Consider the following 13,317-nt stretch of genomic DNA (forward strand, 5'->3'; position numbering starts at 1 on the left):
CTATGAAGCCTTCTATCGTTGCCAAACTGGAAGCCCTGCATGAACGCCATGAAGAAGTTCAGGCGCTGCTGGGTGATGCGGGAACCATCGCAGACCAGGAACGTTTTCGCGCATTGTCGCGCGAGTATGCACAGCTAAGCGATGTTTCTCGCTGTTTTACGGACTGGCAACAGATTCAGGACGATATCGAAACAGCACAAATGATGCTCGACGATCCTGAAATGCGTGAAATGGCGCAGGAAGAACTGCGCGAAGCGAAAGACAAGAGTGAACAACTGGAACAGCAGCTACAGGTATTGTTGCTGCCGAAAGATCCGGACGATGAACGCAATGCGTTTCTGGAAGTTCGCGCCGGGACTGGCGGTGATGAAGCGGCCTTATTTGCCGGTGATCTGTTTCGCATGTACAGCCGCTATGCCGAAACACGCCGCTGGCGCGTGGAGATCATGAGCGCCAGCGAAGGCGAGCACGGCGGCTATAAAGAGATTATCGCCAAGATCAGCGGCGACGGCGTCTATGGTCGACTGAAGTTTGAGTCCGGCGGGCATCGTGTGCAGCGCGTACCGGCAACGGAATCGCAGGGCCGAATCCACACCTCTGCCTGTACCGTGGCGGTGATGCCGGAGCTGCCGGAAGCCGAACTGCCGGATATCAACCCGGCCGATCTCCGTATTGATACCTTCCGTTCCTCCGGGGCGGGTGGTCAGCACGTTAACACCACCGACTCCGCGATCCGTATTACTCACCTGCCGACCGGCATTGTGGTGGAGTGTCAGGACGAACGTTCGCAGCACAAGAACAAAGCCAAAGCGCTCTCGGTGCTCGGCGCGCGTATTCGCGCGGCAGAAGTGGCGAAGCGTCAGCAGGCCGAAGCGTCAACGCGTCGTAACCTGCTGGGCAGCGGCGACCGCAGCGACCGCAACCGGACCTACAACTTTCCGCAGGGGCGTGTGACCGATCACCGCATCAACCTGACGCTCTACCGTCTGGATGAAGCAATGGAAGGCAAACTGGATATGCTGATTGAGCCGATCGTGCAGGAATACCAGGCCGATCAGCTGGCGGCGCTGTCCGAGCAGGAATAATGGATTTTCAGCACTGGTTACGTGAGGCGATAAGCCAGCTACAGGAGAGTGAAAGCCCGCGTCGCGATGCCGAGATCTTACTCGAATTCGTGACCGGAAAAGGGCGCACCTGGATACTGGCGTTTGGCGAAACGACGTTGACCGACGCCCAGCAGGCACAACTGGCGACGCTGCTGGCTCGCCGTCAACGGGGGGAACCGATCGCGCATTTAACTGGCGTGCGGGAATTCTGGTCGTTGCTGCTGTTTGTTTCACCGGCCACGTTGATCCCGCGTCCGGATACCGAATGTCTGGTGGAGCAGGCGCTGGCGCGACTGCCAACAACCCCGTGCCGCATTCTCGATCTGGGTACTGGCACCGGTGCGATCGCGCTGGCGCTGGCGTCTGAGCGCCCTGACTGCGAGGTCACGGCGGTTGACAGAATGCCGGATGCCGTTGCGCTGGCGCAGCGTAATGCGGCTCATCTGGCTATCAACAATGTCCATATTCTGCAAAGCGACTGGTTTAGCGCCTTGCCGGGGCAGCAGTTTGCGATGATTGTCAGCAATCCGCCGTACATTGACGAGCAGGATCCGCATCTGGCGCAGGGCGATGTCCGCTTCGAACCGCTGAGCGCCCTGGTCGCCGGTGACTGCGGAATGGCCGACATTGTGCACATCATCGAGCAATCTCGCACGCGGCTGGAAGCGGGCGGTTTTCTGCTGATCGAGCATGGCTGGCAGCAGGGTGCCGCGGTGCGTGACGCCTTTAATCGCGCGGGCTACCAGGCGGTAGAAACCTGTCGCGATTATGGCGACAACGAGCGTCTTACGCTCGGACGTAAGCCCGTATGAACAGCGTTACGCTCCTGTTAGGGGTTCACCTCGCTAGCATTGCGCTTTCCGTTAGTCTGTTTGTGCTGCGTTATGGGTGGAGTGAATGTCATTCTGCGCGGGCTCACGCGCGCTGGACGCGCGTCGTACCGCCGATTGTTGACACCGTTTTGTTGCTCACTGGTGTGGGGTTGATCGCTAAAACGCACATCCTGCCATTCACGGAGCAGGGGACATGGCTGACTGAGAAGCTGTTTGGAGTTATCATTTACATCGTTTTGGGTTTTATTGCGCTCGATTACCGTCGGGCGCGCAGTCGGCAGGCGCGATTAATCGCGTTCCCGCTGGCGCTGGTGGTGCTGTACATCATCATTAAACTCGCCACCACAAAAATACCGTTACTGGGGTAAGTCATGAGGTCGTTAGCTGATTTCGAATTTAACAAAGCGCCATTGTGCGACGGGATGATCCTGGCATCGGAATCTATCCGCCTGGATTTCCCTTCGCAAACTGTCTATGACGAGCTGGAACGTCTGGTCAGCCTGGCACAAGAAGAAATTAGCCAGCTTTTGTCTCAGGATGAGCAACTGGAAAAATTGCTGGCACTTTTCTACGGCGAGTGGGGCTTTACTGACACCCGCGGCGTTTACCGCTTGTCCGACGCGCTATGGCTTGACCAGGTACTGAAGAACCGCCAGGGCAGTGCGGTGTCACTGGGGGCAATTTTACTGTGGATTGCCAACCGATTGTCATTACCGCTGGTGCCGGTGATATTCCCGACGCAGCTTATTTTGCGTATCGAGTCGCTGGAAGGCGAGATGTGGCTCATCAACCCGTTTAACGGGGAAACGTTGAATGAGCATACGCTGGAAGTGTGGCTGAAGGGGAATATCAGTCCGGTCGCTGAGTTATTTAACGAGGACCTGGATGAAGCGGATAACGCGGAAGTGATTCGCAAGCTGCTGGACACGCTGAAATCTTCCTTAATGGAAGAACAACAGATGGAGCTGGCGCTGCGAGCGAGCGAAGCGTTACTGCAATTTAACCCGGAAGATCCGTATGAAATACGTGACCGGGGCTTAATTTATGCGCAACTGGAATGTGAACATGTCGCGCTGACCGATTTAAGCTATTTCGTTGAGCAGTGTCCGGAAGACCCGATCAGCGAAATGATTCGTGCGCAGATTAATAACATCTCGCATAAGCAAATTGTCCTGCATTAATTTATCGACATTCTTACTCATCATTAAGGCGATCCTATGAAACAAAAAGTGGTTAGCATTGGCGACATCAAGGTAGCAAACGATCTGCCGTTCGTGCTGTTTGGCGGGATGAACGTGCTGGAATCGCGCGATCTGGCGATGCGCATTTGTGAGCACTACGTGACCGTTACCCAGAAACTGGGTATCCCTTACGTGTTCAAGGCCTCTTTTGATAAAGCCAACCGTTCCTCTATCCACTCCTACCGTGGACCGGGCCTGGAAGAAGGGATGAAAATCTTCCAGGAACTGAAGCAGACCTTTGGCGTAAAAGTGATCACCGACGTTCATGAAGCCAGCCAGGCGCAGCCTGTCGCTGACGTTGTAGATGTGATTCAGTTACCGGCGTTCCTCGCGCGTCAGACCGATCTGGTGGAAGCGATGGCGAAAACCGGCGCGGTCATCAACGTGAAGAAACCGCAGTTCGTGAGCCCGGGTCAGATGGGCAACATCGTGGATAAATTCCATGAAGGTGGTAACGACAAGGTGATCCTGTGTGACCGTGGGGCAAACTTCGGTTATGACAACCTCGTTGTCGATATGCTGGGCTTCAGCGTGATGAAGAAAGTTTCTGGCAACAGCCCGGTGATTTTCGACGTGACCCACGCGCTGCAGTGCCGCGACCCGTTTGGCGCAGCGTCTGGTGGCCGTCGTGGTCAGGTGACTGAGCTGGCGCGTGCCGGTATGGCGGTCGGTCTGGCCGGTCTGTTCATTGAAGCGCATCCGGATCCGGACAACGCGAAATGCGACGGCCCATCCGCGCTACCGCTGGCGAAGCTGGAACAGTTCCTGGTGCAGATGAAAGCGGTTGACGATCTGGTGAAAAGCTTCGACGAGCTCGACACTGAGAACTAAGTCACGCAGAAACAGAAAACCCCGCCGCAGCGGGGTTTTTTTCGTCTGAGGGATCAGGCAAAGATCGTCATCAGATAGGCGGCAAACAGCGCCAGATGCGCCGCACCGTTCAGTACGTTAGTGCGCCCCGTTGAGAACGAGATATGGCACAGCACCAGTGACGCTACCATCACCACCATTTCTGGTGCGTCTAAGCCGAACACCAGGTCATTCCCCGTCGCCCACGCAATCAGCGTTACCACCGGTACCGTCAGAGAGATAGTGGCCAGCACTGAACCGAAGAACAGATTCATGGCGCGCTGCACCTGGTTATTCAGCACTGCTTTCAGCGCCCCAAGCCCTTCCGGAGAGAGGATCAGCAGCGCGACCAGGAAGCCGGTAAAGGCGACCGGGGCGTTCAGTTCGGTCAGCAGTGTCTCCAGCGGGTTTGCGTTCATCTTGGTGACGGCAATGACCGCAATCAGATGAATCACCAGCCAGACGGCATGCCACACATTACTGTGCGCAGAGGGCTTACCGTGATGCGGGTCGTCGTCGTCGCTGTCATCTTCGTGCTCATAAACAAACAGACTCTGGTGCGTTTTGGTCTGAATGAGCAGGAATACGCCGTACATCGCGGCAGAAATTAAGGCCACCAACAGCGCCTGGCCGGTGGTGAAATTCGCACCGGGCAGCGCCATCGGAAACACCAGCACGATAATTGCCAGCGGAAACAAGGCAATCAGATACTGTTTGATACCGAACAGATTCATATACTGAGTGGCGAACTTACGCCCGCCCAGTAATAACGAAAAGCCCACCAGACCACCAGTGACAATCATGATGATGGAATAGAGCGTGTCGCGCATCAGCGTAGGCGCCGCATCACCGGTCGCCATCAGCGCTGAGATCAGGCTGACTTCAAGAATGACCACGGACAGGCTCAGAATGAGTGAGCCGTAGGGTTCGCCGAGGCGATGAGCCAGTACGTCGGCGTGACGAACAACGCTAAAGGCGCTGCTTAAAATACCAATCAGGGCAAGAAGGTTAATGCCGATTACCGCTGGTAGTGAATGGCTGCCCCCCCACAGGAACAGCACTACCAGCGCCACAACCGGGAAAATAAGCGATGTCTCCTTATGGCGGGTTTTCACCGCCTCATGTGCATGTGTCATGAATGCTCTCCATCTCTGCAGGTCGATTTTAGTTATAAATGTAATAAAGCGTGTAAAAAATAACAGAAAACGCAGGCTTTACGGTGATATTTTACGAAATTTTACGGCATTTCGGCCTTTCACCTTTAAAACGACAGAAAGAGAAACTCTTGTTTATAGAGTGTTTAAATAACAGAAACTTATGCAGGCTGCAGGACGAATAAACCTTATTGTAGTGGCAGAGGCGCTCAGGGTTGACCACACTTAAGGTTTAGCCAAAAAGTGGAGTCAATGATGCCCTATCAAGCAAAAAAAGATCTGCCAGACAGCGTACAACACGTCTTACCCACCCATGCCCAGGAGATCTACAAAGAGGCGTTCAATAGCGCCTGGGAGCAGTACAAGGACAAAGCCGATCGCCGCGATGATGCCAGTCGGGAAGAGACCGCACATAAGGTGGCGTGGTCAGCAGTGAAAAAAGAGTATGCCAAAGGTGAAGATGAGAAGTGGCATAAGAAATCCTAACCACTTCAATTATAAGGTCTAACGCTATAGCTCCTGTGAACGCGTAGGCGAATCGTGCTACCCGCCCCCGTTGCTGCCTTGCAAGCGGCCCATGAATTGCATATTGTCGTGATATTGGTTTCAAAATGAGCAGTTAAAATGCCCGGAAGGCGTCAAAAAGTTGTCGCAGGGAAGTATGCAGTGGCGGAGGTGTAAGGTGTTAACGCGTGATTTCTTGATGAATGCCGATTGTAAAACGGCATTTGGTGCTATTGAAGAATCACTCTTATGGTCAGCAGAGCAACGTGCTGCGTCCCTTGCGGCGACGCTGGCATGCCGACCAGATGATGGACCGGTGTGGATCTTCGGTTATGGATCGTTGATGTGGAACCCGGCGTTAGAATTTGAGGAGTCATGTACCGGTACGCTGGTGGGATGGCATCGGGCCTTTTGCCTGCGTCTCACGGCAGGGCGCGGAACCGCGTGTCAGCCGGGACGAATGCTTGCACTAAAAGAGGGCGGACGCACCACCGGTGTGGCCTATCGTCTTCCGGATGCCTCGCTTGAACAGGAATTAACGCTGTTGTGGAAGCGCGAAATGATCACCGGCTGCTACCTGCCGACGTGGTGTCAACTGGCGTTGGACGACGGACGAACGGTCAATGCATTGGTATTTATTATGGATCCGCGCCATCCGCTGTATGAGTCGGACACGCGAGCGCAAATTATCGCCCCGTTGATTGCTGCTGCCAGTGGGCCGCTTGGTACGAACGCGCAGTACCTGTTTTCGCTTGAACAGGAGTTGCAGAAACTGGGGATGCAGGATGAGTGTCTTAACGATCTGGTGACTAACGTGCGCGGTTTGTTAGGGGAGTCCCTGCCTGAAGGTGTTTTGCGGCCGGGTTTCGCGTGAGGCTTATGTCGGCCCGGCTGCGTAAGCGCGACCGGGCCATTTGCGTATCAGGCGGCGATATAACTGATGGAATGTTCAAGCGACTGGCTATGACTGTCGATCAGGACATTCCAGACGCCGGTATACGGTACGGTCAACCATGCGTTATCACGGTTCTGCACGCTTAATATGTCGGTCTGCGTGTCTTTAACGTGATTTTTTTCGCTCATCAGATGGATGTGGCAACGCTCCGAACAGCGTACGACCACGGTATCCCCACCAAATAACTTCAAACTTGCCTTTACTAATGCCATTTCTCACCCCGTATTGAAAACAACGTACTTCCTTTCGGAAGTGCTGCGTGATGTTGTTCACATTTTACCCATGAGGCATAACACCAAAGAGTTAGGCTGCGGATGCTGATTTTGATCAAAAAATGGCATAACGATTAAACAATAGTGACAAAATCCCGGAGAAAAGCGTGATCGGGCGCACTTACTTTTGGTAAAGATACGCCCCAATAAGATTAAATTCGGAAATAACCGGCTGTTTCAGCAAGCTTGCCTGAAAAGGGGGATTAAAAGGTGAGCACTTTGTCGGCGGCCAGCGTCCATTGCGCCAGTTCCACCAGCGTTCCGACTTCCACGCCGTCGATCAGCGGCAGTGTCGTGATCCCGCGCCCGTCCGTGCAGGTCTTGCACAGTTTTACCGGGACGTTCTGGGCAGTAAGGATCTCCAGCATCTGCTGGATGTTGTAGCCTTCTGTGGGCTTCTGACCGCGCAAACCCGCCGTAACGGCATCCGACATCAGAAACAGACGAAGGTCTAGGTCGCTCGCCTGTTCACGTAACGCGATCGCCAGCCGCAGGCTGTTAAATAACGATTCGCTACCGTATGCCGCACCGTTGGCAATGATCACTATCTTTTGCATGTTGACTCCTGTTAGCGGGGAAGTTTGAATTGTCAGTCACTTATGTTACCGCGCAAGTGGGGTGATACCAACGAAAGTCTGTGGAAAAGGAGAGCCTGGCAAGAGTAAGGATATTCCTGAAAGTGTGAGAAAACCTGCAAAACGACGAGGAGTCAGGTAAGCTTTTTAAGGTTAAGTTAACTGAATTCCGTAAGAAGCTATCGTCAATTTGAGTCGTTTTGTATCGCATTCCCTCCCTCTCTGGTTACTCTTGCTGTTAGCAGGCGGTCACGCCAGTGCACAATCCGCCTTTATGCAACAGGCCGAAAATCCCTTTGATAATAACCAGGACGGGTTGCCCGATCTGGGCATGGCTCCCGAATCGCATGAAGGCGAAAAACATTTCGCCGAGATGGTAAAAGCCTTTGGCGAGGCGAGCATGATCGATAACGGTCTGGATACCGGCGAGCAGGCAAAGCAATTTGCCTTTGGCCAGGTGCGCGATGCGGTGAGTGAGCAGGTGAATCAACAACTGGAATCCTGGCTGTCGCCATGGGGGAAGGCCAGCGTCAACGTGCAGGTCGATAACGAAGGCAATTTCAACGGTAGTCGCGGAAGCTGGTTTGTCCCCTGGCAGGATAACTCGCGCTACCTCACCTGGAGTCAACTGGGTCTTACTCAGCAGGATGACGGGCTGGTGAGTAATGTGGGTATCGGCCAGCGCTGGGTGCGTGACGGCTGGCTGCTCGGCTATAACACTTTCTACGATAATCTGCTCGATGAAAACCTCCAGCGCGGCGGGCTGGGCGCTGAAGCGTGGGGGGAATACCTGCGGCTGTCGGCCAATTATTACCAGCCGTTTGCCTCATGGCGCGCCCATACGCCGACGCTGGAGCAACGAATGGCGCGCGGTTACGACGTAACCGCGCAAATGCGACTGCCGTTCTACGAATATCTCAATACCAGCGTTAGCCTGGAACAATATTTTGGTGACAGCGTCGATCTGTTCGATTCCGGAACGGGCTATCACAATCCGGTGGCGGTGAAACTGGGGCTGAATTACACCCCGGTCCCGCTGGTCACGGTCACCGCCCAGCACAAGCAGGGGGAGAGCGGTCTCAGCCAGAACAACCTCGGGCTGAACCTGAACTACCGCTTCGGCGTACCGCTGAAAAAACAACTGGCTGCCAGCGAGGTGGCGGAGAGCCAGTCGCTGCGCGGAAGCCGCTACGATCATCCGCAGCGCAACAACCTGCCGACGATGGAGTATCGTCAGCGCAAAACCCTGAGCGTATTTCTGGCAACCCCACCGTGGGATCTGCATCCGGGCGAAACGGTGCCGCTAAAATTGCAGGTACGTAGTCGGCATGGCGTTCGTCATCTCACCTGGCAGGGGGACGCGCAGGCGCTGAGCCTGACGGCGGGGGCAAACGCGGAAAGCGTTGAGGGTTGGACGGTGATTATGCCGGCCTGGGACAGCAGCGAAGGCGCGAATAACCGCTGGCAGTTGTCGGTAGTGGTGGAAGATGAGAAGGGGCAGCGTGTCTCTTCCAATGAGATCACGCTCACGCTGACGGAACCCTTTATGGCAATGCCAGGGGACGATCCGCGCTGGAGGTTGCTCCCGGAGGAGTAATCAGAAGATACGTTCCTGATGCACCCACACTGCCGCTTCAACACGTGATTTAAGCTTCATCTTCTTCAGCATATGCTTCACGTGGACTTTCACCGTGCTCTCGGTGATATCCAGGCGGCGGGCAATCATTTTGTTCGGTAGACCCTGGGCGATAAGCTTCAGAATGTCACGCTCACGCGGGGTGAGTTGGGTGACATCGCGATCGGAGGTGGCGCGGTTGGCGCGCAGGCTGGCAGCCAGCACCGGCGTTAACGCTTCGCTTAAGACCATCTCTCCGGCGGCAGCCTGCTGTAACGACTTAAGCAGATCTTCCGGTTCCATATCCTTCAACAGATAACCATCAGCCCCGCGCTTGAGCGCCGTCACGACATCTTCCTCATGATTCGACACGCTAAAGACGACGATCCGTCCGGACAGCGCTTTCTCACGTAATTTGTCTAAGGTTTCCAGCCCGTTCATCCCCGGCATGTTCAGGTCGAGCAGGATCAGATCCGGGTCAAGCGATTCGGCCAGTTCGATACCCTGTTCGCCGTTGCTGGCTTCACCGACCACGGTGATATCGGGCGCCATGCTGACAAGCTGTTTGACGCCGGTCCGCAACATCGGATGATCGTCGATGAGCAGGATAGTTGCCGGTTCCTGATTATTCATGGGTATCTCCTTGAACTTCTGTGAAGTATTTTTCGGGAATAAACGTGACAGCGACTTCAGTGCCTCCCGTCTCGCGACGGCGTACCTGGCAATCTCCGCGCAGGCTCTGTGCCCGGTCGCGCATAATGATCATGCCATAGTGGTTACTGCGTTCGGCGTTCTCAGGAACGCCGCAGCCGTTGTCCTGTACAGTCAATTTTACCTGCTTGCCTTTCAGCGCCACGGTGACCACCACATCATCAGCGTGAGAATGCTTAAGCGCATTGCTTAAGGCTTCGCGGGCAATTTGCAGCAGGTGAATTGCCTGATGCGAAGGCACCAGGCGCGGTGGTAACTGGTAATCCAGTTTCACCGTAAAACCAAAACGGACGCTGTATTCCTGGCAGCTGGCTTCCAGCGCGGGGCGCAGACCGGGTTCCGTCAGCCGTAAGCGAAACGTCGTCAACAGTTCACGCAGTTGCGCCCAAGACGCATTCAGCTCGTTGCGGATCTGGCCGAGCAGGTCGCGGCTGCTGTCAGGCAATGTCTCTCCCTGCATTTGCAGACAACTGACCTGCATCTTCATACAGGACAGTGATTGTGCAATAGAATCATGCAGTTCGCGCGCAATGGTTGCACGCTCTTCCATGACAATCAACTGCTGCTGGCGTTCCTGATTGCGATCCAACGCCAGCGTCGCGGTGAGCTGTTCCACGACGGTATCCACCAGTTGCTGCTGATCGTGGCTCAGGTGACGCCCCTGCGGCAGGGTCGCCAGCAAAATGCCGTACTGGGTATGGGTGTCCGTTAAGCGCCATTTCAGCGTCATTCCCCCTTCAATTGGCGGCAGCGACTCGCGGGGACAGAGATGGCACCCTTTATCATCACAGCTGATATCGGACTGGCAGGTAAATTCCTGATGGTTCTCTTCATCTTCCTGGTCATAAACCCGCAGTTCGATGTCATGCATTTGGGTCAGGTTTTGCAGACCGTTCAGCACCGGGGAGAGTCGTTCGCAAAGCGGCACCGGCGAATGCAGACGGCGGTTGGCCTGCCAGAGAAAAGAGAGGATCTGGTTTTTCTGCTCCAGCCCGGCCGTTTTTTCTCTGACGCGTTGTTCGAGCACTGAATAGCTTTCTGCCAGTTCGTCGGACATGTTATTAAGCGCGTCGCCGAGCATCGCCATCTCATTACGCCCGCCGATTTGCGCGCGTTGGGTAAAGTCGCGCTGACTGACGGCGCGGGCCATCGACAACAATTGCTTCCACGGCTGAAGCAGTCGCGCCCGCAGCCAGATAATGGTAAAGACCAGCAGCAGCGCCATAAAAATCGCCATCACCCGGTGCACCATCACCACGCGTTCGATGCGCATTTCGGTGGTGTGGTCAAACGCGGAGACGAGCCGATCAAGGCCAGCGACAAACTGGTTGACGTCGGCCGCGACGGCGTCTCTGCTACTGGCTTGCCGCAGGCCGGGGGAGAGTTCGCGATGCCAGTAATCCTGGAGGGCGCGCAGTTGTTCCTGCTGACCGTCGCGTTCTGCTGCGCGGGTCAGTTCCGGGCTGAACGCGGTCTGCTCCATCTCATCAAGCAATTTCTGGTCGTCAGCGCTCAGTGGTACCGCGGCGAGCAGTCGATAGCTTTGCATCCGCAGCGATCCGGTTTTATTAATGGCGTGCGCGCTACCCTGGACGCCCTGAACCAGCCAGCCAGAGACAGCCATACCCGCCACGCCGATCGCGGTTGAGAGCATCACAATAAGCGCCACCTGGTTAACCAGCGTGAGCGGAGAGAGACAACGTTTTAGCATAAAACCTTCTTCCTTCAGGTCTCCGGACAGCGAATGGGGAAACCTCAATGAATGACGAGAGTGCCGGGCAGAATCGGCAGTGGCGTTATTCTCGACCATCCCCTGGAGTATACCCATACCTAAAGCGAGTTACCTCTTAATTGCCGTATCCGGAGGGGATTTGAGGAAGGGGGTAGCTGCGGCAGGCAGCACTGTGAAAAACCACGTATTTTTTGGTGAATTATCCTACTCACTTAGGGTGATCATGATTTTTCTGTTGAGATATCGACAACTTTTCCTTTGATTTATATCAACTTACCTCGCGCTGTAAACCCTAATGTTTCAGGCATCGAATCGAGTATCAGAGGTGTCTATGAGTCACTCATCCGTCCCCGAAAGGGCATCTGGAGCTGTAATCACAGAATGGCGGCCGGAAGATCCGGCATTCTGGGCACAGCGAGGTCATCGTATCGCCAGTCGCAACCTGTGGATTTCTGTCCCCTGTCTGCTGCTGGCGTTTTGCGTCTGGATGTTATTCAGTGCTGTTGCGGTGAATCTGCCGAAAGTCGGTTTCACGTTTACCACTGAACAGTTGTTTATGCTGACGGCGTTACCGTCGGTCTCTGGCGCGTTATTACGTGTGCCTTACTCCTTTATGGTACCGGTCTTCGGCGGTCGTCGCTGGACCGCGTTCAGTACCGGGATCCTGATTATCCCGTGCGTCTGGTTAGGGTTCGCGGTACAGGATACGTCCACACCGTTCAGTACCTTTATCGTGATTTCACTGCTGTGCGGCTTTGCCGGCGCAAACTTTGCCTCCAGTATGGCGAACATCAGCTTCTTCTTTCCAAAGCAGAAGCAGGGCGGTGCGCTGGGGCTGAACGGCGGTCTGGGAAATATGGGCGTCAGCGTGATGCAGCTTGTTGCGCCGCTGGTGGTCTCGCTGTCGATCTTCGCTGTCTTTGGCAGCCACGGCGTTGAGCAACCGGATGGTTCGCAACTGTATCTGGCGAATGCCGCATGGATCTGGGTGCCGTTCCTCGCCTTCTTCACGCTGGCGGCCTGGTTTGGTATGAATGAACTGGCGACCTCAAAAGCATCGTTGAAGGAGCAATTACCGGTTCTCAAGCGCGGTCATCTGTGGATCATGAGCCTGCTTTATCTGGCGACGTTCGGCTCGTTCATAGGGTTTTCCGCAGGTTTTGCGATGCTGTCAAAGACCCAGTTTCCGGAGATTCAGATCCTGCATTATGCATTTTTTGGTCCCCTGGTTGGCGCGCTGGCGCGTTCTGCGGGCGGGGCGATCTCTGACCGATTAGGCGGGACTCGTGTCACGCTGGTGAACTTCGTGCTGATGGCGATTTTCAGCGGTCTGCTGTTCCTGACCTTACCAACCAACGGCGCGGGTGGCAGTTTCATCGCCTTCTTCGCGGTCTTCCTTGCCTTGTTTATGACGGCCGGGCTGGGTAGCGGCTCCACCTTCCAGATGATCTCCGTTATCTTCCGTAAGCTGACGATGGATCGCGTGAAGGCTGAAGGCGGCTCTGAAGAGAAAGCGATGCGCGAAGCGGCGACCGATACGGCAGCAGCGTTAGGCTTTATCTCTGCGATTGGCGCGATTGGCGGCTTCTTTATCCCGAAAGCGTTTGGTACCTCGCTGGCCTTAACCGGCTCACCGGTTGACGCGATGAAAGTCTTCCTGATCTTCTATATCGCCTGTGTGATTATCACCTGGTTGGTATACGGACGACATTCGAAAAAATAAAAACAGCAGTCATGTATTCCCCATTGCGCGGCGTTAGACCGCGCTTT

General features: G+C 55.0%; 14 protein-coding genes. 9 read left to right on the forward strand and 5 right to left on the reverse strand.

Going from position 1 to position 13,317, the window contains the following annotated elements; genetic code table 11:
- Positions 1-2: 2 nt before the first annotated feature.
- From prfA to kdsA, 5 genes are read left to right on the forward strand one after another with little or no spacing between them, the layout of a single operon-like run.
- On the forward strand, positions 3-1,085 hold the full coding sequence (gene prfA, locus OGW13_RS14350; protein WP_044257688.1) for a peptide chain release factor 1: 1,083 nt from the start codon (positions 3-5) through the stop codon (positions 1,083-1,085).
- Positions 1,085-1,918, forward strand: coding sequence for a peptide chain release factor N(5)-glutamine methyltransferase (prmC, locus tag OGW13_RS14355; RefSeq protein ID WP_287116235.1), 834 nt, complete (start codon positions 1,085-1,087; stop codon positions 1,916-1,918). The genes prfA and prmC overlap by 1 nt, the downstream gene beginning before the upstream one ends.
- Positions 1,915-2,307, forward strand: coding sequence for an invasion regulator SirB2 (gene sirB2 / locus OGW13_RS14360; protein ID WP_043000483.1), 393 nt, complete (start codon positions 1,915-1,917; stop codon positions 2,305-2,307). Before prmC ends, sirB2 begins: the two co-directional genes overlap by 4 nt.
- Before the next feature lie 3 nt (positions 2,308-2,310).
- A complete protein-coding gene (gene sirB1 / locus OGW13_RS14365) occupies positions 2,311-3,120 on the forward strand; it encodes an invasion regulator SirB1 (protein ID WP_043000484.1) in 810 nt (269 codons plus the stop codon).
- Positions 3,121-3,156: 36 nt separating this feature from the next.
- Positions 3,157-4,011, forward strand: coding sequence for a 3-deoxy-8-phosphooctulonate synthase (gene kdsA, locus OGW13_RS14370; protein ID WP_043000485.1), 855 nt, complete (start codon positions 3,157-3,159; stop codon positions 4,009-4,011).
- Between the two features lie 53 nt (positions 4,012-4,064).
- Here kdsA and chaA read toward each other — a convergent pair whose 3' ends face one another.
- Complete coding sequence (gene chaA / locus OGW13_RS14375; RefSeq protein ID WP_043000486.1) at positions 4,065-5,165, reverse strand: sodium-potassium/proton antiporter ChaA; 1,101 nt, start codon at positions 5,163-5,165, stop codon at positions 4,065-4,067.
- 273 nt (positions 5,166-5,438) lie between these two features.
- On the opposite strand from chaA, the gene chaB reads away from it, so the two are divergent.
- A complete protein-coding gene (gene chaB / locus OGW13_RS14380) occupies positions 5,439-5,669 on the forward strand; it encodes a putative cation transport regulator ChaB (RefSeq protein ID WP_044267207.1) in 231 nt (76 codons plus the stop codon).
- Positions 5,670-5,865: 196 nt separating this feature from the next.
- Entirely contained in the window at positions 5,866-6,561 is a 696-nt protein-coding gene (locus OGW13_RS14385) for a gamma-glutamylcyclotransferase (protein WP_044257693.1), read from the forward strand.
- A 47-nt stretch (positions 6,562-6,608) separates the two neighbouring features.
- On the opposite strand, the gene OGW13_RS14390 is transcribed toward OGW13_RS14385, so the two are convergent.
- Together OGW13_RS14390 and OGW13_RS14395 are read right to left on the reverse strand one after the other, a co-directional pair.
- Positions 6,609-6,854, reverse strand: coding sequence for a DUF1883 domain-containing protein (locus tag OGW13_RS14390; RefSeq protein ID WP_042318612.1), 246 nt, complete (start codon positions 6,852-6,854; stop codon positions 6,609-6,611).
- Positions 6,855-7,117: 263 nt separating this feature from the next.
- Entirely contained in the window at positions 7,118-7,471 is a 354-nt protein-coding gene (locus OGW13_RS14395; protein WP_043000489.1) for a DsrE/DsrF/TusD sulfur relay family protein, read from the reverse strand.
- 208 nt (positions 7,472-7,679) lie between these two features.
- Between OGW13_RS14395 and OGW13_RS14400 the strand changes: the two genes are divergently transcribed.
- On the forward strand, positions 7,680-9,086 hold the full coding sequence (locus tag OGW13_RS14400; protein WP_287116236.1) for a YchO/YchP family invasin: 1,407 nt from the start codon (positions 7,680-7,682) through the stop codon (positions 9,084-9,086).
- Here OGW13_RS14400 and narL read toward each other — a convergent pair whose 3' ends face one another.
- Together narL and narX are read right to left on the reverse strand one after the other, a co-directional pair.
- A complete protein-coding gene (gene narL, locus OGW13_RS14405) occupies positions 9,087-9,737 on the reverse strand; it encodes a two-component system response regulator NarL (RefSeq protein WP_042318615.1) in 651 nt (216 codons plus the stop codon).
- Entirely contained in the window at positions 9,730-11,526 is a 1,797-nt protein-coding gene (narX, locus tag OGW13_RS14410) for a nitrate/nitrite two-component system sensor histidine kinase NarX (protein WP_192502591.1), read from the reverse strand. Before narX ends, narL begins: the two co-directional genes overlap by 8 nt.
- Before the next feature lie 352 nt (positions 11,527-11,878).
- Between narX and OGW13_RS14415 the strand changes: the two genes are divergently transcribed.
- Positions 11,879-13,270 carry a NarK family nitrate/nitrite MFS transporter gene (locus OGW13_RS14415; protein WP_044267202.1) on the forward strand — a complete coding sequence of 464 codons (1,392 nt, stop codon included), beginning with the start codon at positions 11,879-11,881 and terminating at the stop codon, positions 13,268-13,270.
- The last annotated feature ends 47 nt before the right edge of the window (positions 13,271-13,317 follow it).

The organism is Citrobacter sp. Ca225, assembly GCF_030337175.1.
In the GTDB taxonomy this organism is placed as follows: Bacteria; Pseudomonadota; Gammaproteobacteria; order Enterobacterales; family Enterobacteriaceae; genus Citrobacter_A; species Citrobacter_A amalonaticus.